The organism is Bradyrhizobium huanghuaihaiense (genome assembly GCF_007830635.1).
GTDB classification, from domain to species: domain Bacteria; phylum Pseudomonadota; class Alphaproteobacteria; order Rhizobiales; family Xanthobacteraceae; genus Bradyrhizobium; species Bradyrhizobium huanghuaihaiense.
This window is the reverse complement of the sequence record NZ_VLLA01000002.1, coordinates 479,427-499,700: the sequence shown is the minus strand read 5'-3', so window position 1 is coordinate 499,700 and position 20,274 is coordinate 479,427. Positions and strand designations below refer to the sequence as shown.

Below are 20,274 nucleotides of genomic sequence, written 5' to 3'. Positions count from 1 at the left end.
GAGTCACACGTTCTCGTTTCGGACTCTTCGCCCACGTGGGTTTGCGGACGCGTGATGCGTAAACTGCGCGTTGGATAAGAATAATTTCGCGTTAACGATTCGTTGACTCTCGACAGCCCGGCAAAACTGGATTCAAATCGGTCTGATTCGGAAGCGACGTGGGGCTGCCTCCGAACTCAAGTTGCAAGCAGGGTTTTCAGGGGGCCGAAGGCATGTCGCGTGCAGACGCCGCGAACGCGTGCGTCCAATCCGATTCGATCAAGGGATTGGCGCAATCGATCGCGAAACCTGCCTATCATCGGCTGCTGATCGCAGAGCCGGCGTTGCGCCGTGCCGTGCCGACGCTCATCATCGCATTCCTGATCACGATCTGCCTCGGCGCGTTCGTGCAGGTCGTCGACCAGACGCGCCAGAAGCGGATGGTGATCCGGCACGACATCTCCGCGCTCGCCGACCTGCTCGCCGAGCGCATCGACCGCCTCACCTCGTTGCGGATCGAGCGGCAAAAGAACATCGAGCGCCTGCCGACGCTGCTGCCCGACCTGATCCCGTCCTGGGGCACGGCCAGCGGCCGCCACGTCATCGTCACCTCGGCCGGGATCGACCGCCGTCTCCTCGCCCGCATTCCCATCGACAGCGACCCTTCGGGCAACGACCGCCTGCTCGATGCCATCACCACGGCGCAGCTGCTTGCGGCGCCGCCGCGCGACGGCAACGTCTCCGACATGACGCTGCCGAGCGGCAATGCTGCTATGGCCACCTCGCGGCAGATCAAGTCGCTGCCCGGCTTCGTCACCGTGATCCAGGAGCGCAACGAGCCGATCTGGGGCTCTGACGCCGCGCTCTCGGTGACGCTGTCGGCGACCACCGGCTTCGTCGTCCTGATCCTCGGCTTCGCCTTCCACTGGCAGTCCACCCGCGCCCGCGAGGGCGACCTCATCAACGACGCCGTGCGCGGCCGGATCGACACCGCGCTGAACCGCGGCCGCTGCGGATTGTGGGACTGGGACCTCTCGCGCGGCCGGATCTTCTGGTCGCAGTCGATGTTCTCGATGCTCGGCCTCGACGGCCGCCACGAGTTGCTCACTTTCGGCGAGGTCAACGCGCTGGTGAAGTCCGACGACATCGACCTGTTCGAGATCGCCGACCAGCTCATCTCCGAGAAGATCGACCACATCGACCAGACCTTCCGCATGCAGCATGTCGACGGCCACTGGATCTGGCTCCGCGTCCGCTGCGAAAAGACGCGCGGCGCGACCGATTCCAGCGTGCACCTCATCGGCATCGCCGTCGACATCACCGAGCAGAAGAGCCTCGCCGAGCGGACCGTGGAAGCGGACCTGCGCCTGCGCGACGCCATCGAGACCATTCCGGAGGCCTTCGTGCTGTGGGACGCGAGCGACCGCCTCGTGCTCTGCAACTCGCACTTCCAGCGCCTGCACAAGCTGCCCGACAGCGCCGTCATCCCCGGCACCTCCTACGAGACCGTGCTCGAGGTCGGCCGCATGCCGGAGGTGCGCACCCGCCACAACGAGACCGCTGCCCAGGGCCCGGGCGCGCGCACCTTCGAGGCGCAGCTCGACGACGGCAGCTGGCTGCACATCAGCGAGCGCCGCACCAAGGACGGCGGCTACGTCTCGGTCGGCACCGACATCACCCGCATCAAGGAGCACGAGCAGAAGCTGGTCGACAACGATCTGCGCCTGCGCGCCACGGTCATCGACCTCAAGCGCTCGCAGGCCGCGCTGGAGCGCCAGACCAACGAGCTCGCCGACCTCGCCGAAAAATACCAGCGCGAGAAGACCCGCGCCGAGGAAGCCAACCAGACCAAGTCGAAGTTCCTCGCCAACATGAGCCACGAGCTGCGCACGCCGCTCAACGCCATCATCGGCTTCTCCGAGATCATGGGAAGCGGCATGTTCGGCGAGCTCGGCAGCGAGAAGTACCAGGAATATTGCCAGGACATCCTGACCAGCGGCCATTATCTGCTCGAGGTCATCAACGACATCCTCGACATGTCCAAGATCGAGGCCGGCCGCATGAAGCTCGACATGGAAGAGCTCGACCTCGCGCGGACGCTCGCCGAATCCCTGCGCGTCGTCTCCCGCCGCGCCGAGGACAAGCACCTGACGCTCGATGCCGACATCGGGACATCGATCTCGGTCGTCGCCGACCGCCGCGCCACCAAGCAGATCATCGTCAACCTGCTCTCCAACGCGGTGAAGTTCACGCCCGACGGCGGGCGCATCGTGGTGCGCAGCCGGCAGCTCGAGGACAGGATCGTGCTGATGATCGCCGACACCGGCATCGGCATCGCGCCGCACTCGCTGGCGCGGCTCGGCCGCCCCTTCGAGCAGGTCGAGAGCCAGCTCACCAAGACCTATCACGGCTCTGGGCTGGGCCTCGCCATCGCCCGCTCGCTGGCCCAGCTCCACGGCGGCTCGATGCGGCTGCGCTCGAAGATCGATGTCGGCACCGTCGTCCGGGTGACGCTGCCGCGCGATGCCGTGAAGGGGGCCGGGATATCGGCTGCGGCCTAGCGCACGGCGGGAAGCTCGCCTGCGGCCATCCTTCGAGACGCCCGCCTCCGGCGGGCCCTCAGGATGAGGGCGGAGTACGGGGCGGCCGTTTCAACGAAGACCGATACAACGGAGCCTCATCCTGAGAGCGCGCTCTCGCGCGCGTCTCGAAGGACGAGGCGCTTGCTCGGGCTCTCGCGCCCTAGCCCTTAAAGCTGCAGCGTCGGCGCGACTTCCCGCGCCACATTGACCAGCGCCGCGATCAGCGGCGTCATCGGATCGCGCTGCGGGATCACCATGCCGATGCTGTAATTGACCTCGGGGTCGACGATCGGGATCGACCGCACCGTATCGGACAGGCCGAGCGTCTCGGCGAGCTTGGCCGGCATCACGCTGGCCCAGCGTCCCGTCTTCACATGCGTGAACAGCACCAGGAGCGAGTTCGAGGTCAGCGTCGGCGTCGCCTCCGCGCCGACCGAGCGCAGCGCGCGGTCGATGATGCGGCGGTTCTGCATGTCGGGCGTCAAGAGGCACAGCGGCACCTGCCCCACTTCCTTCCAGGTCACCGTCTCGCGGTCACCGAACATTCCGTCCGGCGCAGTCAGCAGGCGATAGCTTTCATTGTAGAGCGGAATGGTGCGTACCTTGCCGATCGGCTCGTTCTCGATATAGGTCAGCCCCGCATCAACCTCGAGATTTTCGAGCAACCCGAGCACCTCCGATGAGGTGGTCGAGCGGATGCTGAAACGCACCTCGGGATGCCGGGCGCGGAACGGCGTCGTCAGTGCGGCGACCATGCCGAGCACGGTCGGGATCGCGGCAATGCGTATCTCGCCGGAGAGCTGGTGCTTCAGCCCGTTGATCTCGTCACGCATGGCGCGGGCATCGCCCACGATCCGCCGCGCCCAGTCCAGCGCCCGTTCGCCCTCGGGGGTGAAACCCTGGAAGCGGGAGCCGCGCTGGACCAGCATCACGCCGAGGATCTCCTCGAGCTGCTTCAGCCCGGTCGACATGGTCGGCTGCGTGACCCCGCAGGCCTCTGCCGCGCGTCCGAAATGCCGCTCCTTCGCCAGCGCCAGCAGCAGTTCAAGCTTATCGATCAACCGGTTGTCCCCTCGGATTCTGTGTTGGCATGCAAGCTAGCATGCCGGGCCTGCACCAACACGCAAAAACCGGCAGCCGATACAATCTTCATTACCAGTCCGTATCGACCGATTGCGGTTGCAAATCGATCTGAATTCGCAATCGCAGCATGAGACAGCTTTATTGATCTTCGAATGATTCCAAATACTTTGCACGGAAGGAACGCTCAGGTTGAGAACGAACAATGACAACGCTTTACGAACCTCGTTACGAACCTTGGGACGAAGCGCGCGGCGCTGAGATCATCGCCGAACATGCCGGGCAGGAAGGCGCAACGCTGGTCATCCTGCATGCGCTTCAGGAGGCATTCGGCTACGTGCCGGAGGCGGCGATTCCCATGGCTGCGCAGGCGCTGAATCTATCGCGCGCCGAGGTGCATGGCGTCTTCACCTTCTACCATGATTTCCGCCACAAGCCGGCCGGCCGCCACGTGCTGAAGCTGTGCCGCGCGGAAGCCTGCCAGGCTGCGGGCGGCGATGCACTGGCCGCACGCGCCGAGACGAAGCTCGGTGTGTCGCTCGGCAACACGACGGCCGATGATCGCGTCACGCTGGAGCCGATCTACTGCCTCGGCCTGTGCGCGACTGCCCCGTCCGCGATGCTCGACGGCCGCCTCATCGGCCGGCTCGACGAGAAGCGCCTCGATGCACTGGTTGCGGAGGCACAGCGATGAGCATGCGGATCTTCGTCTCGCGCGATGCAGGCGCGGTCGCCGTCGGCGCCGATGAGGTTGCGCTGGCGCTGGAGCAGGCTGCGGCCAAGCGTGGCATTGCGATCGAGATCGTCAGGACCGGCTCGCGCGGCATGTACTGGCTGGAGCCGCTGGTCGAGGTCGCGACCCCGCAGGGCCGGATCGCCTTCGGCCCGGTGACCGAGACCGACGTCCCCTCCCTGCTCGATGCGCTCGCCAGCAACACGCCGCATCTCTTGCGGCTGGGCGCGACCGACGAGATCCCCTGGCTGAAGCGTCAGACCCGTCTCACCTTCGCCCGCTGCGGCGTGATCGATCCGCGGTCGCTCGAAGACTACCGTGCCCATGGCGGCTACAAGGGCTTTGAGCGCGCACTCTCGCTCGGACCTGATGCGATCCTGAATGAGGTGACCGCTTCGGGCCTGCGCGGCCGCGGCGGCGCGGGCTTCCCGACCGGGATCAAGTGGAAGACCGTCGCGCAGGCCAAGGCCGATCGCAAGTTCATCGTCTGCAACGCCGACGAAGGCGACAGCGGCACCTTTGCCGACCGCATGATCATGGAAGGCGATCCCTTCCTGGTGATCGAGGGCATGACCACGGCCGGCATCACCGTCGGCGCAACCAAGGGCTACATCTACATCCGCAGCGAATATCCGCACGCGGTCGAGGCGATGAATGCCGCGATCGTGGCTGCCAGGCGCGGCGGCTATCTCGGCGACAAGATCGGCGGCTCCACCTACAGCTTCGATATGGAAGTGCGCGTCGGTGCCGGCGCCTATGTCTGCGGCGAGGAAACCTCGCTGCTGGAGAGCCTCGAAGGCCGCCGCGGCATCGTGCGCGCAAAACCGCCGCTGCCCGCGCATCACGGCCTGTTCGGCAAGCCCACCGTCATCAACAACGTGCTGTCGTTCGCCGCGATCCCCTTCATCCTCGCCGAGGGCGCCAAGGCCTATGCCGATTTCGGCATGGGCCGCTCGCGCGGCACGATGCCGATCCAGCTCGCCGGCAACATCCGCCACGGCGGCCTGTTCGAGACCGCATTCGGCGTGACGCTCGGCGAGCTCGTCGACGACATCGGCGGCGGCACGTTCACGGGCCGTCCCGTGCGCGCGGTGCAGGTCGGCGGCCCGCTCGGCGCCTACTTCCCGCGCGCCCTGTTCGACACGCCGTTCGACTACGAGGCCTTTGCCGCGCGCGACGGCCTGATCGGCCATGGCGGCATCGTCGTGTTCGACGACAGCGTCGACATGCGCAGGCAGGCGCGTTTCGCGATGGAATTCTGCGCCGTCGAATCCTGCGGCAAGTGCACGCCGTGCCGGATCGGCTCGACCCGCGGCGTCGAGACCATCGAGAAGATCATCAGCGGCGAGCGCGTCCATGAAAACCTCGCGCTCGTCGAGGACCTCTGCAACACCATGAAATTCGGCTCGCTCTGCGCACTCGGCGGCTTCACGCCTTACCCCGTGCTCAGTGCGTTGAAGCACTTCAGGGAGGATTTCGCACCCATCCCGACCACGCTTCAGGCCGCGGAATAGGAGAACGACAATGTCTCTGATCGAAGAAATCGACTACGGCACGCCGCGCTCCAAATCGGAAACGATGGTGACGCTGACCATCGACGGCAATGAGGTCACCGTGCCCGAGGGCACCTCGATCATGCGCGCGGCGATGGACGCGGGCCATCAGATCCCGAAACTGTGCGCGACCGACATGGTCGACGCGTTCGGCTCCTGCCGTCTCTGCCTCGTCGAGATCGAGGGCCGCGCCGGCACGCCGGCCTCGTGCACCACGCCCGTGATGAACGGTCTCGTCGTGCACACCCAGACCGAGCGGCTGAAGAAGCTGCGCAAGGGCGTGATGGAGCTCTACATCTCCGACCATCCGCTCGACTGCCTCACCTGCGGCGCCAATGGCGATTGCGAATTGCAGGACATGGCCGGCGCCGTGGGCCTGCGCGACGTGCGCTACGGCTATGAGGGCGAGAACCACGTCTTCGCCAAGAGCCATGGCTGCGACAACGACCACTGGATGCCGAAGGACGAGTCCAACCCGTACTTCACCTATGATCCCTCCAAGTGCATCGTCTGCTCGCGCTGCGTCCGCGCCTGCGAGGAGGTGCAGGGCACTTTTGCGCTGACCATCTCCGGCCGCGGCTTCGACAGCCGGGTCTCGCCCGGCATGAGCGAGAGTTTTCTGGGCTCCGAATGCGTCTCCTGCGGCGCCTGCGTGCAGGCCTGCCCGACCGCGACGCTGACGGAAAAATCCGTGATCGAGATCGGCCAGCCCGAGCATTCCGTCGTCACCACCTGCGCCTATTGCGGCGTCGGCTGCGCCTTCAAGGCGGAGATGCGCGGTGAGGAAGTCGTGCGCATGGTGCCCTACAAGGACGGCAAGGCCAATCGCGGCCATTCCTGCGTCAAGGGCCGCTTCGCCTGGGGCTACACCAATCACAAGGAACGCATCCTCAAGCCGATGATCCGCGACCGGATCGAGGATCCCTGGAAGGAGGTGTCCTGGGACGAGGCGTTCTCGTTTGCCGCCGCCAGGATGCGCGGCATCCAGAAGAAGTACGGCCGCGACGCCATCGGCGGCATCACCTCGTCACGCTGCACCAATGAAGAGACCTATCTGGTGCAGAAGCTGATCCGCGCCGGCTTCGGCAACAACAATGTCGACACCTGCGCACGCGTCTGCCACTCCCCGACCGGCTATGGCCTTGCCACCACCTTCGGCACCTCCGCCGGCACGCAGGATTTCGACTCGGTCGAGGACACCGACGTCGTGGTCGTGATCGGCGCCAACCCGGCGTCCGCCCATCCGGTGTTCGCCTCGCGGCTGAAGAAGCGGCTGCGCCAGGGCGCCAAGCTGATCGTGATCGATCCGCGCCGCACCGAGATGGTGGAATCGCCGCATGTGAAGGCGCTGCACCTGCCGCTGATGCCCGGCACCAATGTCGCGGTCATGACCGCGCTGGCGCATGTCATCGTCACCGAAGGTCTCGCCAACGAAGCCTTCGTGCGCGAGCGCTGCGACTGGGCCGAGTTCGAGGAATGGGCGGCCTTCGTCGCCCAGCCGAGCAACAGCCCGGAGGCCACCGCCATCCTCACCGGCGTCGATCCGAAGGATCTGCGTGAAGCCGCGCGGACCTACGCCACCGGCGGCAACGGCGCCATCTATTACGGTCTCGGCGTCACCGAGCACAGCCAGGGCTCGACCACCGTGATTGCGATCGCCAACCTTGCGATGGTTACAGGCAATATCGGCCGTCCCGGCGTCGGCGTGAATCCGCTGCGCGGCCAGAACAATGTGCAGGGTTCCTGCGACATGGGTTCGTTCCCGCACGAGCTGCCCGGCTATCGCCACATCTCGGGCGATGCCGTCCGCGACCAGTTCGAGGCGCTGTGGAACGTCAAGCTCAACCCCGAGCCGGGCCTGCGCATTCCCAACATGTTCGACGCCGCGGTCGAAGGCACGTTCATGGGCATCTATGTGCAGGGCGAGGACATCCTGCAGTCCGATCCCAATACCAGCCATGTGGTGGCGGCGCTGTCGGCGATGGAATGCGTCATCGTCCACGACCTCTTCCTGAACGAGACCGCCAACTACGCCCACGTCTTCCTGCCCGGCTCGAGCTTCCTCGAGAAGGACGGCACCTTCACCAACGCCGAGCGCCGCATCCAGCGCGTGCGCAAGGTGATGACGCCGAAGAACGGCCTCGCCGACTGGGAGGTCACCATCGGCCTTGCCAAGGCGATGGGCTTCGAGATGAACTACAGCCACCCTTCCGAGATCATGGACGAGATCGCGGCGCTGACCCCGACCTTTGCTGGCGTCTCCTACGCCAGGCTCGACGAGCTCGGCTCGGTGCAGTGGCCCTGCAACGAGAAGGCGCCCGAGGGCACGCCGGTGATGCATATCGACGGCTTCGTCCGCGGCAAGGGCAAGTTCGTCGTGACCGAATATGTCGCGACCGACGAGCGCACCGGCCCGCGCTATCCGCTGCTGCTCACCACGGGCCGCATCCTCAGCCAGTACAATGTCGGCGCGCAGACGCGGCGCACCGATAACGTGGTCTGGCATGCCGAGGATCGCCTCGAGATCCATCCGCACGACGCCGAGCAGCGCGGCGTGCGCGACGGCGACTGGGTGCGGCTGAAGAGCCGCGCCGGCGAGACCACGCTGCGCGCGGAGATCACTGACCGCGTCGCGCCCGGCGTCGTCTACACCACCTTCCACCACCCGGACACGCAGGCCAACGTCATCACCACCGAATATTCGGACTGGGCGACCAACTGTCCCGAATACAAGGTCACGGCGGTGCAGGTCTCGCCCTCGAACGGCCCCTCCGACTGGCAGAAGGCCTATGACGCGCAGGCGCGGCAATCCCGCCGCATCGTACCGGCCGAGGCCGCGGAGTAACGGCATGCACGTGCCCGTCCAGGCCATCGACCGCGAGATCTGGCGCGACGGCGTCGCGTCCGAAGGGACACGGCTGATCCCCGAGGAGACGCCGCTGGCGCTGACCTATAATGGCGGCACCTATGCCGTCATGATGGGGACGCCGCAGAACCTCGAGGATTTCGCCGTCGGCTTCAGCCTGGACGAAGGCGTCATCAAGTCGGTCGACGACATCAAGTCGCTCGAGGTGGTTCGCCTCGATGACGGCATCGAGCTCAGGATGTGGCTGGCACCGGAAGATGCGGCACTCATCAGCGAGCGCCGCCGCCACGTCGCAGGTCCCACCGGCTGCGGCATCTGCGGCATCGAGTCCATTGCCGAGGCGGTGCGACCCGCGGCGGTCGTGCCGCAGGGGCAGACCTTCACGCCGGAAGACATCATGGCGGCGATGCAGGCGATCGCACCGCTGCAATCGATCAATCTGCAGACCCGCGCCGTTCACGCCGCTGCGTTCTGGTCTCCTAGCGGCAACATCGTCGCCCTGCGCGAGGACGTCGGCCGCCACAATGCGCTGGACAAGCTCGCCGGCGCGTTGGCGCGCAGCCGCACCGATGCAAGTGGCGGCATGGTGCTGCTGACCAGCCGTGTCTCGGTCGAGATGGTGCAGAAGACCGCCGCGATCGGCGCGCCGGTGATGGTCGCGGTGTCCGCGCCGACCGCGCTCGCAGTGCGCACGGCGGAAGCCGCGGGCATCACGCTGATCGCCATTGCCCGCCAGGACGGGTTCGAAGTGTTCTCGCATGGTGGCCGGATTGTCGCCCGCCATGCCACGGAGGTTGCCGATGTCGCCTGACCGCCTGATCTACATGGCCAACCAGATCGGCAAGTTCTTCAAAAGCCAGGGCCATGACAAGGCCGTGCCGGGGATCGCCGAGCACATCAAGAAGTTCTGGGATCCCCGGATGAAGCGCGCGATCTTCGCCCATCTCGATGCCGGCGGCGCGGGCCTCGAGGCCAACGTGCGCGAAGCCCTCACCGCGCTGAAGCAGACGACGACCCTTCCAGCAGCGCCCTGAACACGCGCCGCACCTCGCCCTGGGTTTCCTTCACTCGCGCCTCCAGCGAGGAGAAGTCCGGCGCATCGCCGGCGCGCGCCATGACGCGCTGCAGATCGGTGCCGGCGGTTTCCGGCTTGAAGCGGTCGCTGACGCACAGCCGCAGGATCTGCGTCAGATCGTGATAGAGCCGCGCCGCGGCGCGCAGGATCTCGGTCTCCGATTGTCCGAGCACGCCGAGCCTGCAGGCATTGTCCAGCACCTGCAGCGTGCTGACGTCGAGGATCTCGGGCTTGTCGTGGGCATGCACGAGCTGGAGATATTGCGCGATGAAGTCGATGTCGATCATGCCGCCGGCGGCATATTTGAGATCCCAATAATCGGTCTCGCCCTTCTCCTGGCCGATCGCACTGCGCATGTCGGCGACGTCATTGGCGATGACCGCGCGATCGCGGCGGCGGGTCAGGACATCGCGGATGACGCGCTCGATGCGTTCCCGGAATTCAGGCGAAGCCGACACCACGCGCGCGCGCGTCAGCGCCATGTGCTCCCAGGTCCAGGCCTCGTTGGCCTGGTAGTCTGCGAAGGAGGCGAGGCTCGAGGCCACCGGGCCGGCGCGGCCCGAGGGACGGAGCCGCATGTCGATCTCGTAGAGCACGCCGTAATTGGTGCGGGTCGTGAAGGCGCTGATCAGGCGCTGGGTGAAGCGGGCGAAATAATGCGCGCCTTGCAACGACTTCGTCCCATCCGAGTCCGGGTTCTCGCTGTCGAAATCGTAGAGCAGGATCAGGTCGAGATCTGACGATGCCGTCATCTCGCGGCTGCCGAGCCGGCCCATCGCGATGATCGCGGTCTCCTGGCCCTTGATCCGGCCGTGCTGCGCGGCAAAGCGGTCGGCAACAAGGCCGTGCACGGTGTGGACGATTCCCTCGGCGACATCGGCAAAGGCCGTGCTCGCCTGCTGCGCCGAGACGGTGCCGGACAGGATGCGCGTGCCGATCAGGAACAGGCTCTCCTGCCCGAACAGGCGCAGGCGGTCGAGGAACTCCTCGTAGGAGGCGGCGTCCTGCACGGTCGTCGCGAGCCGTCCCGACAGTTCCTGCCTGTCGGGCATTGCGCCGAAGAAGCGCGGATCGATCAGGCCGTCCATGAGCTGCGGCTGCCGCGCCAGCATATCGCCGAGCCGCGGCGCAGCTCCCAGCACCAATGCCACCAGCGCGACGAGATCGCGATTCTGGCCGAGCAACGTGATCAGCCGGCCGCCACGCTGCAACGCCCCGAGGAACTGATCGAACGCCACGACGGCGCGGTCCGGCTCCTCGCCATGCGCGAGACCGTCGATCAGGGCCGGCACGAACTCGATGAAAGCGCTGCGTGTCGCCTCATTGCGGAACACACGATAGTCGCCGGTGATCCAGTCGCGCACGGTTTGCGCCACGGCGGCGGGCTTCTTGAAGCCGAGCGTCGTCAGGTGCTGGAGCAGGCGCGGGTCGTCGGGGCCGGCACTGTAGTCGAGAGCCGGCAGGCCAGCCGTGCCGGTCGGGTCATCGCCCTCGAACAGTTTTTCGTAGTGGCCCTGGACGATCTCGAGCTGCCGCAGCAGGTCGTGGGCAAAGGCCTCGCGATCGGGATAGCCGAAGAAGCGGGCAAAGCGCTCGACGGCATCCTTGTCGTCGGGCAGCGCATGAGTCTGCTCGTCCGCGATCATCTGGAGGCGATGCTCGACCCGGCGCAGGAATTCATAGGCCGTGGTCAGCTCGTCACGCGCCGCGAAGGTGATCCAGTTGCTGGTGGCGAGCACGTCGAGCGCGCTGAGCGTCGGCCGCACCCGTAATTCCGGATGGCGGCCGCCGGCGATCAGCTGCTGGGTCTGCGCGAAGAACTCGATCTCGCGAATGCCGCCGCGGCCGACCTTGACGTTGTGGCCCTCGACCGCGACCTCGCTCTGGCCGCGATAGGTCTGCATCTGCCGCTTCATGTCGTGGACATCGGCAAGCGCGGCAAAATCGAGGTGCTTGCGCCAGACGAACGGCGCGATCTCGGCGAGCAGCGCCTCGCCTGCCCTGGCATCGCCGGCACAGGCGCGCGCCTTGATCATCGCGGCGCGCTCCCAGGTGCGCCCTTCCCGCTCGTAATAATGCAGCGCGGCGTCGCGCGAGATTGCCACCTGCGTCGAGGATGGATCAGGACGCAGCCGCAGATCGACGCGGAAAACGTAGCCGTCATAAGTGCGCTGCTGCAGGATGCGCGCCATGCCCTGCGTCACGCGGACAAAGAACGGCTGCGGCTCGATATCGGGCGCGAGCGTCGTCGCATCGGGATCGAAGAACACGATGAGATCGATGTCGCTGGAATAGTTCAGCTCGCCCGCACCCATCTTGCCCATCGCGAGTACGATCAGGCCGCAGCCCTCTTCCGGTGCCTCCGGATTGGGCGGCACGATCTTTCCACGTGCGGCTTCCTGCCGCAGCTGATACTGCAGCGCCGCCTGCACCGAGGAGACTGCGACGTCGGTGAGCGCCGCCGTCACCCGCATCACCGGCCAGACCCCGCCGATGTCGCACAGCGCGGTCAGCAGCGCGGCCTCCGCCTTCATGCGGCGAAGCAGTCGCATCACCTCGGCCTCGTCGGGTGCCGCGAACACCGCGCCCCTTGTCTCAGCGATCAGTGCGGCGAGATGCGTATCCGGATCGCATTCGAGCAGCCGGATCAGGCGCAGCGCATCGGCGCGCACCAGATCGAACAGATAGGGCGAGAATTCCGCGATGCCGGCCAGAATATTCCGGGCGAAGGGATGAACCAGCAACGCTCCGAGACGGGCCGATTGTGCCGGCTCGAGCTCGGCCAGCCAGTTTTCAAGTCGGCGTTCGTCGGTTGTGGAAGCGACAATATGGGGAGCCTCCGCGAAGCGTGCGGCTAGACTCTCACCATGCTTGTCCGCGTTTCCCGGCGCGGAGTGGTTCATGCCACCTTCTGTGGCACATCCGGTATTGGCGGAGCAACCCTGTCGCCCGCGCCCGTGCGCGCCGGCAGCACCAGCGTGGCGACGAGGCCCGGATGGGCATCGCCAAGCCGCAGTTCTCCGCCATGCAGCGTCGCAACAGCCGAGGCGAGGCTGAGGCCGAGGCCGGACCCCGGCAGCGTGCGGCTCGCCTCGAGCCGGACGAATCGTTCGACGGCATGCTTGCGGTCGGCTTCGGGAATGCCGGGGCCGCGATCGGTGACGCTGAGCAGCACCTGGTCGCCCTCGCGCTTCGCCTCGATGGTGATCTGCCGCGCGTCCATGCTGACGACGGTTCCGCCGGCCTGCGCGACCGGCTTGCCGTATTTGATGGCATTCTCGACCAGATTGGCGAGCGCCTGACTGATCAGTTCGCGATTGCCGTGAACCGGCGTCGGATCGGCCTTGACCTTCAAGGTCATGCCGTCGTCCTCGGCGAGCGGCTCGTAGAGCTCGTGGATGCCGCCCGCGACGTCGGCGGCATCGAAATCATCCATGTTGCCGCGCGCCTGTCCGGACTCGGCCCGCGCGATCATCAGCAATGCGTTGAAGGTGCGGATCAGCCCGTCGGATTCCTCGATGGTCCGCTCCAGCGCAGCACGGTAATCGGCCTCGCAGCCCGATTTCGCCAGCGCCTCCTCGGCGCGGTTGCGCAGGCGCGTCAGCGGCGTCTTGAGATCATGGGCGATGTTGTCGGAGACTTCCTTCAGCCCCGCCATCAAGGCTTCGATCCGCTCCAGCATGGCGTTGAGGTTTTCGGCGAGGCGATCGAGCTCGTCGCCGCTGCGCCCCACGGGCAGGCGCCCGCTGAGATCGCCGGTCATGATGCGCTGCGCGGTGCCGGTCATCGCGTCGATGCGCCTCAGCACCCTGCGCGCCACGAAGATGCCGCCGCCGAGGCCGAGCACGACGACGATCAGGATCGACCATTGCGCCGCCTTGGCGACGATGCCGAACAGGCGACGCCGCTCGGCGAGATCGCGGCCGATCAGCAGCCGGAAGCCGTTTTCGAGTTCGGTGACGCGCACCAGTGCGCGATGATCGCGGTCGTCGGCGTCCTCGATGCGCCGGTAGGCGGTCTCGGACCAGCCGCGGCTCGCCATCACGCCGGGCGCGAGCGAGCCGACATTGCCGGCAATCGCCTGCCCGGTCGGCGTGGTCACGAGGTAGAGGTTGGCGCCCGGCCGCAGCGCGCGGTACTCGATCGTCCGCACGAGGCCGACCAAGCCGCGGCGATCATAGATTTCGTTGATCTCCGAAGTCTCGGCATTCACCGTCTGCGTGATTTCCTCGGTGATCAACCGCCGCGTGTTCCAGGCGAAATAGCCGAGCAGCGAGGCCGCGAACATCGCGAACAGCAGCAGATAGACCAGCGTGAGCCGGAAGGCCGTGGTGCGGACGAGTTTACCGAATGCCGTCACGGATCATTTACGGCACTGGCAGAACGGTAAATTCAAAACCATTTTCCTTGCCGTCCTCTCAGGGGGTGGTCCTTTTGGCAAGCGGCCACAATGCCTTATCGAGCTATCGCGGACCGCACCGTCTTGTCATGATAAAGGCAGAAGCGGCCCCTCTCTACTTAATTCTGTGCAATCTCGCGGGCTGCCCGGGTCTGCTTCCGGAGCTGGAGCAGACCTTGGGATGCGGATTGCTTGATCTTCCGTTTTTGACCCTTCGCGGGCGTCCATTGATGTAGATCAACCAGACCGCGGCGCTTCGCCTCTTGGCTGGCTCGTCCACTGTCCAATCTCCGCCCTTGAAGGAAATCGGGAAAATATTCCGCAGCTGGAAAGCAACATGACATCCGCCAGGATCATTTGCTCGCCGTTGCAGGGATAACCAGGAGGAAGATTATGACGAAGCATCTGTCATCTCTGGCTGCGGTCTTGTCGGGTCTGATTTTCATGGTCCCGACATCGGTGCCGAGCGCGGCTCAATCAATTTCTGCCGACGAGGCACAGGCCATCGCCGCGGAAGCGTATGTCTACTTCTATCCGCTCGTGACGATGGACGTGACACGCAAGCAGCTCATCAATTCCGATCCCAAAACCGGCGGAATAGGCGGCCCGCCCAACACGTTCGACAATATCCAGGCCTACCCGACCGCGGACATGAGGGCGGTGGTGCGGCCCAATTTCGACACGTTGTATTCGAGCGCCTGGCTGGACCTGACGCAGGAGCCCTTGGTCGTTTCGGTTCCTGATACCGGTGGTCGCTACTACCTGCTGCCGATGCTCGACATGTGGTCCGATGTGTTTGCATCGCCGGGAATGCGCACGACAGGCACCAAGGCGGCCAATTTCCTGGTCGTGCCGCCGGGCTGGAATGGAGACGTGCCGGCGGGCTTCACGCGTATCAATGCGCCGACACCCCATGTCTGGATCATCGGTCGCACCAAGACCGATGGCCCCGCCGACTATGCCGCAGTTCACGAGGTGCAGAAGGGCTACAAGATCACGCCGCTGTCTGGATGGGGCAAGCCCCCGGTCGCGGTAACGCAAACCATCGATCCCGGCGTCGACGTCAAGACGCCGCCGAAGAAGCAAGTCGACACGATGGCGGGGGATAAGTACTTCGCTTATGCCGCGGAGTTGCTCAAGATCAACCCGCCACACATCACCGATGAGCCGATCCTCGCGCGCATGAAGCGGATCGGTTTCGACCAGGGCAAGAGTTTCGACGTCACCAAGGTTGACGCGACGGTACGGAAGGCCATCGACGACGCGCCGGCGCAGGCGCAAAAGCTGATGGCATGGAAAGTGCCGACATTGGCGCGCGTCGCAAACAACTGGTCCATGAACACGGACACGATGGGCGTTTACGGGACCTATTATTTGAAGCGCGCGATTGTCGCCCAGCTCGGACTCGGCGCCAATCTGCCGGAGGATGCGATCTACCCGGGCAGCATTGGCGATCAAAGCGGCAAGCCGCTCGACGGCGCAAACAAATACATCATCCGCTTTGCCAAGGACGGACTGCCACCGGTCGAGGCATTCTGGTCGATCACCCTGTATGACGACGAAGGCTTCCAGGTCGCCAATCCGCTCAATCGCTTTGCGGTGAGCAGCTGGATGCCGTTCAAGCGCGACGCCGACGGCTCGCTGACTCTCTATTTCCAGAATGAAAATCCCGGCAGCGATCGCGAAGCCAACTGGCTGCCCGCCCCCAAAGGCCCGTTCAACCTCACCATGCGTCTCTATGCGCCGAAGTCGGAGGCGCTGACCGGCGTGTGGAATCCCCCGGCCATCCACCGGAGCGACAGCGACACCGTTGGCCGGAAGTGACGATAGACGCCGGCGCGGCAAGGTCTAGTTAGCGGGCCTTGGAGGCGCCGGCTTCTCTCTACCGAATGCCGTCGCGGATCATGTACCCGGCGCCGCGGATCGTGTGCAGCAGCGGCCGATCGAAACCCTTGTCGATCTTGGAGCGCAGCCGCGAAATGTGCACGTCGATCACGTTGGTCTGCGGATCGAAATGATAGTCCCAGACATTCTCCAGGAGCATGGTGCGCGTCACCACCTGGCCGGCATGCTTCATGAGGTATTCGAGCAGGCGGAATTCGCGCGGCTGCAGCGTCAGCTCGTCCTTGCCGCGGGCGACGCGATGGGAGAGCCGGTCGAGCTCAAGATCGCCGACGCGATAGAGCGTGTCCTCGGCGGGTCCTCCGCGGCGGCGCGACAGCACCTCGACGCGGGCGAGCAGTTCGGCGAAGGAATAGGGCTTTGGCAGATAGTCGTCGCCGCCGGCACGCAGGCCCTTGATGCGGTCGTCGACCTGTCCCAGCGCGGAGAGGATCAGCACCGGCGTCACGTTGTCCTTGTCGCGCAGCGCGCCGATCAGCGACAGGCCATCGCGCTTGGGCAGCATGCGGTCGACCACCAGAACGTCATAGTCGCCGTTCTCGGCCATGGCGAGGCCCTCCTCGCCGTCCGCGGCGTGGTCGGCAATGTGTCCGACCTCGCGAAACGCCTTCACGAGGTAATCGGCGGATTCGCGATCGTCTTCAATGATGAGGAGGCGCATCGTGCGTTCGGCGGCGGTCAAGGGAGTCAACCTTCTCTAAACATGGCGCGAGCGGCAATCGCATGCAAGCCGAGCGGGAGAGTGTCGAAGCGAGAAAAAGGCGGGCGGTGAAGCTGGGGGGACCTCACCGCCCTATGCCTTCCGACGGAGGGGGGCGTAATTCCACCGGAAGGTAGGCTGGGGAAGCGAAATTTACGCTGCTTCCCCGAAGGGCACCGGCGGCGGGGGCGACTGATGCCGACGACACCCTTCATTGCTTGGATTTCCTGGGCCTCCTGAGGCTTACCCCTTGGCGATCGGGATCGCGACGAAGCGCGACTGGCCGCCGCTCTTCACGCGCATCAGGACGCTGTTCTTGTTGTCGGTCCGCGCCGCGTTGATGGCGTCGCGGACTTCGCCGGCAGTGGCCACGCTCTTGCCGCCGACTTCGAGAATCACGTCGCCTTCCTTGAAGCCGCGTTCGGCCGCAGCGCTCTTCGGATCGACTTCGGTGACCACGACGCCTTCCTTGCCGGCGCCGGCCACGGAGTTCGCGGGGGCAACGGTCATGCCGAGCTTCGGCACATCGGTGCCCTTGCTCGCACCCTTGCCGCTGTCCTTGTCGAGGTCGGCCTTGGCCTCGACCGTGTTCGGCAGCTGGCCGAGCGTCATGTTCACGACCTTGTCCTGGCCCTTGTGCAGCACGTTGAGCTTCACGGTCGCGCCGGGCGCCATGCCGCCGATGGTGCGGGCGAGCTCGCGGGCGTCCTTGACGGATTCACCGTTGACCGCGGTGATCACGTCGCCGGATTCGATGCCGGCCTTCGCCGCCGGACCGTTGGCCTGCGGTTCCGCCACCAGCGCGCCTTCGGCCTTCTTCATGCCGAGGCTGTCGGCGATATCGGAGGTGACGGGCTGGATCTGCACGCCGATCCAGCCGCGGCTGACCGAGCCCTTATCCTTGAGCTGGGCCACCACGCTCTTGACGGTGTTGGCCGGGATCGAGAATGCGATGCCGACGCTGCCGCCGGAGGGCGAGTAGATCGCGGTGTTGACGCCCATGACTTCGCCGTTGGTGTCGAAGGCCGGACCGCCGGAATTGCCCTTGTTCACGGGCGCGTCGATCTGGATGAAATCGTCATAGGGGCCGTTGCCGATGTCGCGGCCGCTGGCCGAGACGATGCCGGCGGTCACGGTGCCGCCGAGACCGAAGGGATTGCCGACCGCGAGCACCCAGTCGCCGATCCGCGGCTTGGCGTCGGCGAGCTTGGCGAACGGGAAGTTCGAGCCGCCCTCGACCTTGATCAAGGCGAGGTCGGTGCGCTGGTCGGTGCCGATCACCTTGGCGGTGTAGGTCTTGCCGTCGTCGGTGGTGACTTCGACCTTGTCGGCGCCGTCGACCACGTGGTTGTTGGTCACGGCAAAGCCGTCAGCCGAGATGAAGAAGCCGGAGCCCTGACCCTGCACGACGCGGCCACGGCCACCACCCTTCAGGCCGGGAATGCCATCCTGCCCGCCGAAGCGGCGGAAGAAGCGCTCCATCGGCGAGCCCGGCTGGAACGGTGACTGTGCGTCGTCGCCGTCATCGTTGCTCGCGGTCTTCTCCTTGATGTTGACCTTCACCGAGATCACCGACGGTTTCACGCGCTCGACGATGTCGGCGAAACCGACCGGACGTTCGACCTTGCGGACCTCGTTGTTGACCTGCGCATGCGCCGGGCTCGAGATCAGGTCGGCCGGCGACACCGACGGGCTGAAGCCATAGACGGCAGCGCCGAGGCCGGCGACCACCGAGGCCATCAGCGCGAGCTTGCGCGCGGAGAACACCGACCGGCGCGGCTGCCGGTAGGACGGAAGGTTCGAGAGGTCGATACGGTCGTTCATGCAGGGATCTCCAGGGCCTTGAATTCGTTTTGGTGCCGGATGTCGGGCACCTTGCGAACCTGAAGATGGGGACTCCCGCCTTACCGTGCGCTGGCGGTGGGGTTAAACTTTTGTAATGATGCCGCGCTACGGATGCGGCAGTTTAGCGCAGGCCGAAAATCGCGCCCCTACAGGAACTTAGTCGAGTTCCCGCGACGGGCACCGAGTGAGATTTTGGCTGGCCTTAGCTGGCCCGGACGCTGACGATGAACGCGTCGACTTCGCGCTTCAACGTCTCGGCCTGCTGCGACAGATCGACGGCGGAATCCCGCGCCTCGGCCGCCATGCGCCCGGTCTCCGCCGAGGTCGAGGTGATCTGGGCGATGTGATTGGAGACGTCCAGGGTTCCCTGTGCGGCGTCCTGTGCGCTGCGGGTGATGTCCTGCGTGGCGGTGCGCTGCTGGGCGGTGTCGACCTCGATACCGGACATGATCGACGAGATCTCCGACAGCGTCTTCGAGATGCCGTCGATCGCGCCGCGCGTCTCCGCGGTGATGCCCTGGATGCTGGCGACATGGGAGGTGATCTCCTCCGTCGCCTTGCTGGTCTGGTGCGCCAGACTCTTCACTTCAGAGGCCACCACGGCAAAGCCCTTGCCGGCTTCGCCCGCCCGCGCCGCCTCGATGGTGGCGTTGAGCGCCAGCAGATTGGTCTGCGAGGCGATCGCCTGCACGAGCTGCACGACCTCGCCGATCTTGTCGGCGGCGTCCGACAGCGTGTGAATGGTGTCGCGGCTCTTCTCGGCCTGGCTTGCCGCGCCTTCGGCGCGCTGGGTCGCATCGGTGACGCGGCGGCTGATCGTGCCGATCGAATTCGTCATCTCCTCGGCCGAGCCCGCAACCGTCTGCACGCTGGCGCTGGCCTGGCTCGCGCCGCTCGCCACCGCATTCGCCTTGGTGCTGGTGTCGTTGGCCGTCCGCGACAGCGTCTCGGCGTTGCGCTTCAGATGCACGGCGGACGAGGCCACGCTGTCGACCACGCTGGCGACGAGATCGTTGAAGCGCTTGATCCGCGCGTCCAGGAATTTCGAGCGCTCGGCCTGGTGCTGCGCCTCATGGAGCTGCTGCTCGGTGAGGCGGCGCCGCTCCAGCCCATTGGTCTTGAAGACCTCGAGCGCGCCGGCGAGCAGCCCGATTTCATTGGTGCCGCCGAGCCCCGGCACTGACGTCTCGAACTTCTGGTCGGCGACCTCGCGCATGGCATGCACGATCGCCGCCAGCGGATTGAGGATGCCGTTGCGCACGGCGAACCAGGTGGTGAGGCAGATCGCGAAAGCTATGACTGCGATCACGCCGCAGGCGATCAGGAAATAAGAAAACGCGGCCTGCGCCTGCTGGTAGATCTGCATCGCATGGTCGCGCGCAGGGCCGCTCAACGCGGCAAAATCCGACGACAGGCTGGTGATCTCGTTGTTGAGATAGAGCACCGCGACGAAGCCGGTGCCGCCGCCGATGCCCAGCAGGAACAATAGTGCAGCGACGACGGCACCGACCAGGAAGCGGATCGTCAGATTGCTGTTCGCGAACATGGCAGGACTCAGAG

The 20,274-nt window shown here is 65.7% G+C and carries 13 protein-coding genes; 7 read left to right on the top strand and 6 right to left on the bottom strand.

Going from position 1 to position 20,274, the window contains the following annotated elements:
* Positions 1–212 precede the first annotated feature (212 nt).
* Entirely contained in the window at positions 213–2,540 is a 2,328-nt protein-coding gene (locus IQ16_RS06270; RefSeq protein ID WP_018647771.1) for an ATP-binding protein, read from the top strand.
* 188 nt (positions 2,541–2,728) lie between these two features.
* Here IQ16_RS06270 and IQ16_RS06265 read toward each other — a convergent pair whose 3' ends face one another.
* Positions 2,729–3,622 (bottom strand): LysR family transcriptional regulator, encoded by an 894-nt coding sequence (locus IQ16_RS06265; RefSeq protein WP_018647772.1) that lies wholly within the window; start codon positions 3,620–3,622, stop codon positions 2,729–2,731.
* Between the two features lie 224 nt (positions 3,623–3,846).
* Here IQ16_RS06265 and IQ16_RS06260 point away from each other — a divergent pair, with 224 nt between their 5' ends.
* Genes IQ16_RS06260 through IQ16_RS06240 form a run of 5 tightly spaced genes read left to right on the top strand, consistent with a single transcriptional unit; the run spans position 3,847 to position 9,827 of the window.
* Positions 3,847–4,335 carry a formate dehydrogenase subunit gamma gene (locus IQ16_RS06260; RefSeq protein ID WP_018647773.1) on the top strand — a complete coding sequence of 163 codons (489 nt, stop codon included), beginning with the start codon at positions 3,847–3,849 and terminating at the stop codon, positions 4,333–4,335.
* Complete coding sequence (locus IQ16_RS06255; RefSeq protein WP_018647774.1) at positions 4,332–5,888, top strand: formate dehydrogenase beta subunit; 1,557 nt, start codon at positions 4,332–4,334, stop codon at positions 5,886–5,888. Before IQ16_RS06260 ends, IQ16_RS06255 begins: the two co-directional genes overlap by 4 nt.
* Before the next feature lie 10 nt (positions 5,889–5,898).
* Positions 5,899–8,772, top strand: coding sequence for a formate dehydrogenase subunit alpha (gene fdhF / locus IQ16_RS06250; protein WP_018647775.1), 2,874 nt, complete (start codon positions 5,899–5,901; stop codon positions 8,770–8,772).
* Positions 8,773–8,776: 4 nt separating this feature from the next.
* On the top strand, positions 8,777–9,604 hold the full coding sequence (gene fdhD / locus IQ16_RS06245) for a formate dehydrogenase accessory sulfurtransferase FdhD (RefSeq protein WP_018647776.1): 828 nt from the start codon (positions 8,777–8,779) through the stop codon (positions 9,602–9,604).
* The gene (locus IQ16_RS06240) at positions 9,594–9,827 is read left to right on the top strand and encodes a formate dehydrogenase subunit delta (RefSeq protein ID WP_018647777.1); all 234 of its coding nucleotides are present in this window, start codon (positions 9,594–9,596) and stop codon (positions 9,825–9,827) included. Before fdhD ends, IQ16_RS06240 begins: the two co-directional genes overlap by 11 nt.
* Here the strand turns inward: IQ16_RS06240 and IQ16_RS06235 are convergent.
* Together IQ16_RS06235 and IQ16_RS06230 are read right to left on the bottom strand one after the other, a co-directional pair.
* Positions 9,784–12,771 carry a bifunctional [glutamine synthetase] adenylyltransferase/[glutamine synthetase]-adenylyl-L-tyrosine phosphorylase gene (locus tag IQ16_RS06235; RefSeq protein WP_018647778.1) on the bottom strand — a complete coding sequence of 996 codons (2,988 nt, stop codon included), beginning with the start codon at positions 12,769–12,771 and terminating at the stop codon, positions 9,784–9,786. The two genes, IQ16_RS06240 and IQ16_RS06235, sit on opposite strands and share 44 nt — an antisense overlap.
* On the bottom strand, positions 12,768–14,228 hold the full coding sequence (locus IQ16_RS06230; protein WP_018647779.1) for a sensor histidine kinase: 1,461 nt from the start codon (positions 14,226–14,228) through the stop codon (positions 12,768–12,770). Before IQ16_RS06230 ends, IQ16_RS06235 begins: the two co-directional genes overlap by 4 nt.
* Before the next feature lie 432 nt (positions 14,229–14,660).
* On the opposite strand from IQ16_RS06230, the gene IQ16_RS06225 reads away from it, so the two are divergent.
* On the top strand, positions 14,661–16,091 hold the full coding sequence (locus IQ16_RS06225; RefSeq protein ID WP_018647780.1) for a DUF1254 domain-containing protein: 1,431 nt from the start codon (positions 14,661–14,663) through the stop codon (positions 16,089–16,091).
* A 58-nt stretch (positions 16,092–16,149) separates the two neighbouring features.
* Here the strand turns inward: IQ16_RS06225 and IQ16_RS06220 are convergent, their stop codons facing one another.
* The 3 genes from IQ16_RS06220 to IQ16_RS06210 form a co-directional block, all read right to left on the bottom strand.
* The gene (locus IQ16_RS06220) at positions 16,150–16,830 is read right to left on the bottom strand and encodes a response regulator transcription factor (protein WP_035668167.1); all 681 of its coding nucleotides are present in this window, start codon (positions 16,828–16,830) and stop codon (positions 16,150–16,152) included.
* 282 nt (positions 16,831–17,112) lie between these two features.
* Positions 17,113–18,693 (bottom strand): Do family serine endopeptidase, encoded by a 1,581-nt coding sequence (locus tag IQ16_RS06215; protein ID WP_018647782.1) that lies wholly within the window; start codon positions 18,691–18,693, stop codon positions 17,113–17,115.
* A 223-nt stretch (positions 18,694–18,916) separates the two neighbouring features.
* On the bottom strand, positions 18,917–20,260 hold the full coding sequence (locus IQ16_RS06210) for a methyl-accepting chemotaxis protein (RefSeq protein WP_145831307.1): 1,344 nt from the start codon (positions 20,258–20,260) through the stop codon (positions 18,917–18,919).
* Between the last annotated feature and the right edge of the window lie 14 nt (positions 20,261–20,274).

Excerpts from the sequence above, each read along its gene's own strand:
- IQ16_RS06215 (WP_018647782.1), bottom strand. The coding sequence starts at position 18,693 with ATGAACGACCGTATCGACCTCTCGAACCTTCCGTCCTACCGGCAGCCG.
- IQ16_RS06225 (WP_018647780.1), top strand. The coding sequence starts at position 14,661 with ATGACGAAGCATCTGTCATCTCTGGCTGCGGTCTTGTCGGGTCTGATT.
- IQ16_RS06260 (WP_018647773.1), top strand. The coding sequence starts at position 3,847 with ATGACAACGCTTTACGAACCTCGTTACGAACCTTGGGACGAAGCGCGC.
- IQ16_RS06235 (WP_018647778.1), bottom strand. The coding sequence starts at position 12,771 with ATGAACCACTCCGCGCCGGGAAACGCGGACAAGCATGGTGAGAGTCTA.
- IQ16_RS06255 (WP_018647774.1), top strand. The coding sequence starts at position 4,332 with ATGAGCATGCGGATCTTCGTCTCGCGCGATGCAGGCGCGGTCGCCGTC.
- IQ16_RS06270 (WP_018647771.1), top strand. The coding sequence starts at position 213 with ATGTCGCGTGCAGACGCCGCGAACGCGTGCGTCCAATCCGATTCGATC.
- IQ16_RS06240 (WP_018647777.1), top strand. The coding sequence starts at position 9,594 with ATGTCGCCTGACCGCCTGATCTACATGGCCAACCAGATCGGCAAGTTC.
- fdhF (WP_018647775.1), top strand. The coding sequence starts at position 5,899 with ATGTCTCTGATCGAAGAAATCGACTACGGCACGCCGCGCTCCAAATCG.
- IQ16_RS06220 (WP_035668167.1), bottom strand. The coding sequence starts at position 16,830 with ATGCGCCTCCTCATCATTGAAGACGATCGCGAATCCGCCGATTACCTC.
- fdhD (WP_018647776.1), top strand. The coding sequence starts at position 8,777 with ATGCACGTGCCCGTCCAGGCCATCGACCGCGAGATCTGGCGCGACGGC.
- IQ16_RS06210 (WP_145831307.1), bottom strand. The coding sequence starts at position 20,260 with ATGTTCGCGAACAGCAATCTGACGATCCGCTTCCTGGTCGGTGCCGTC.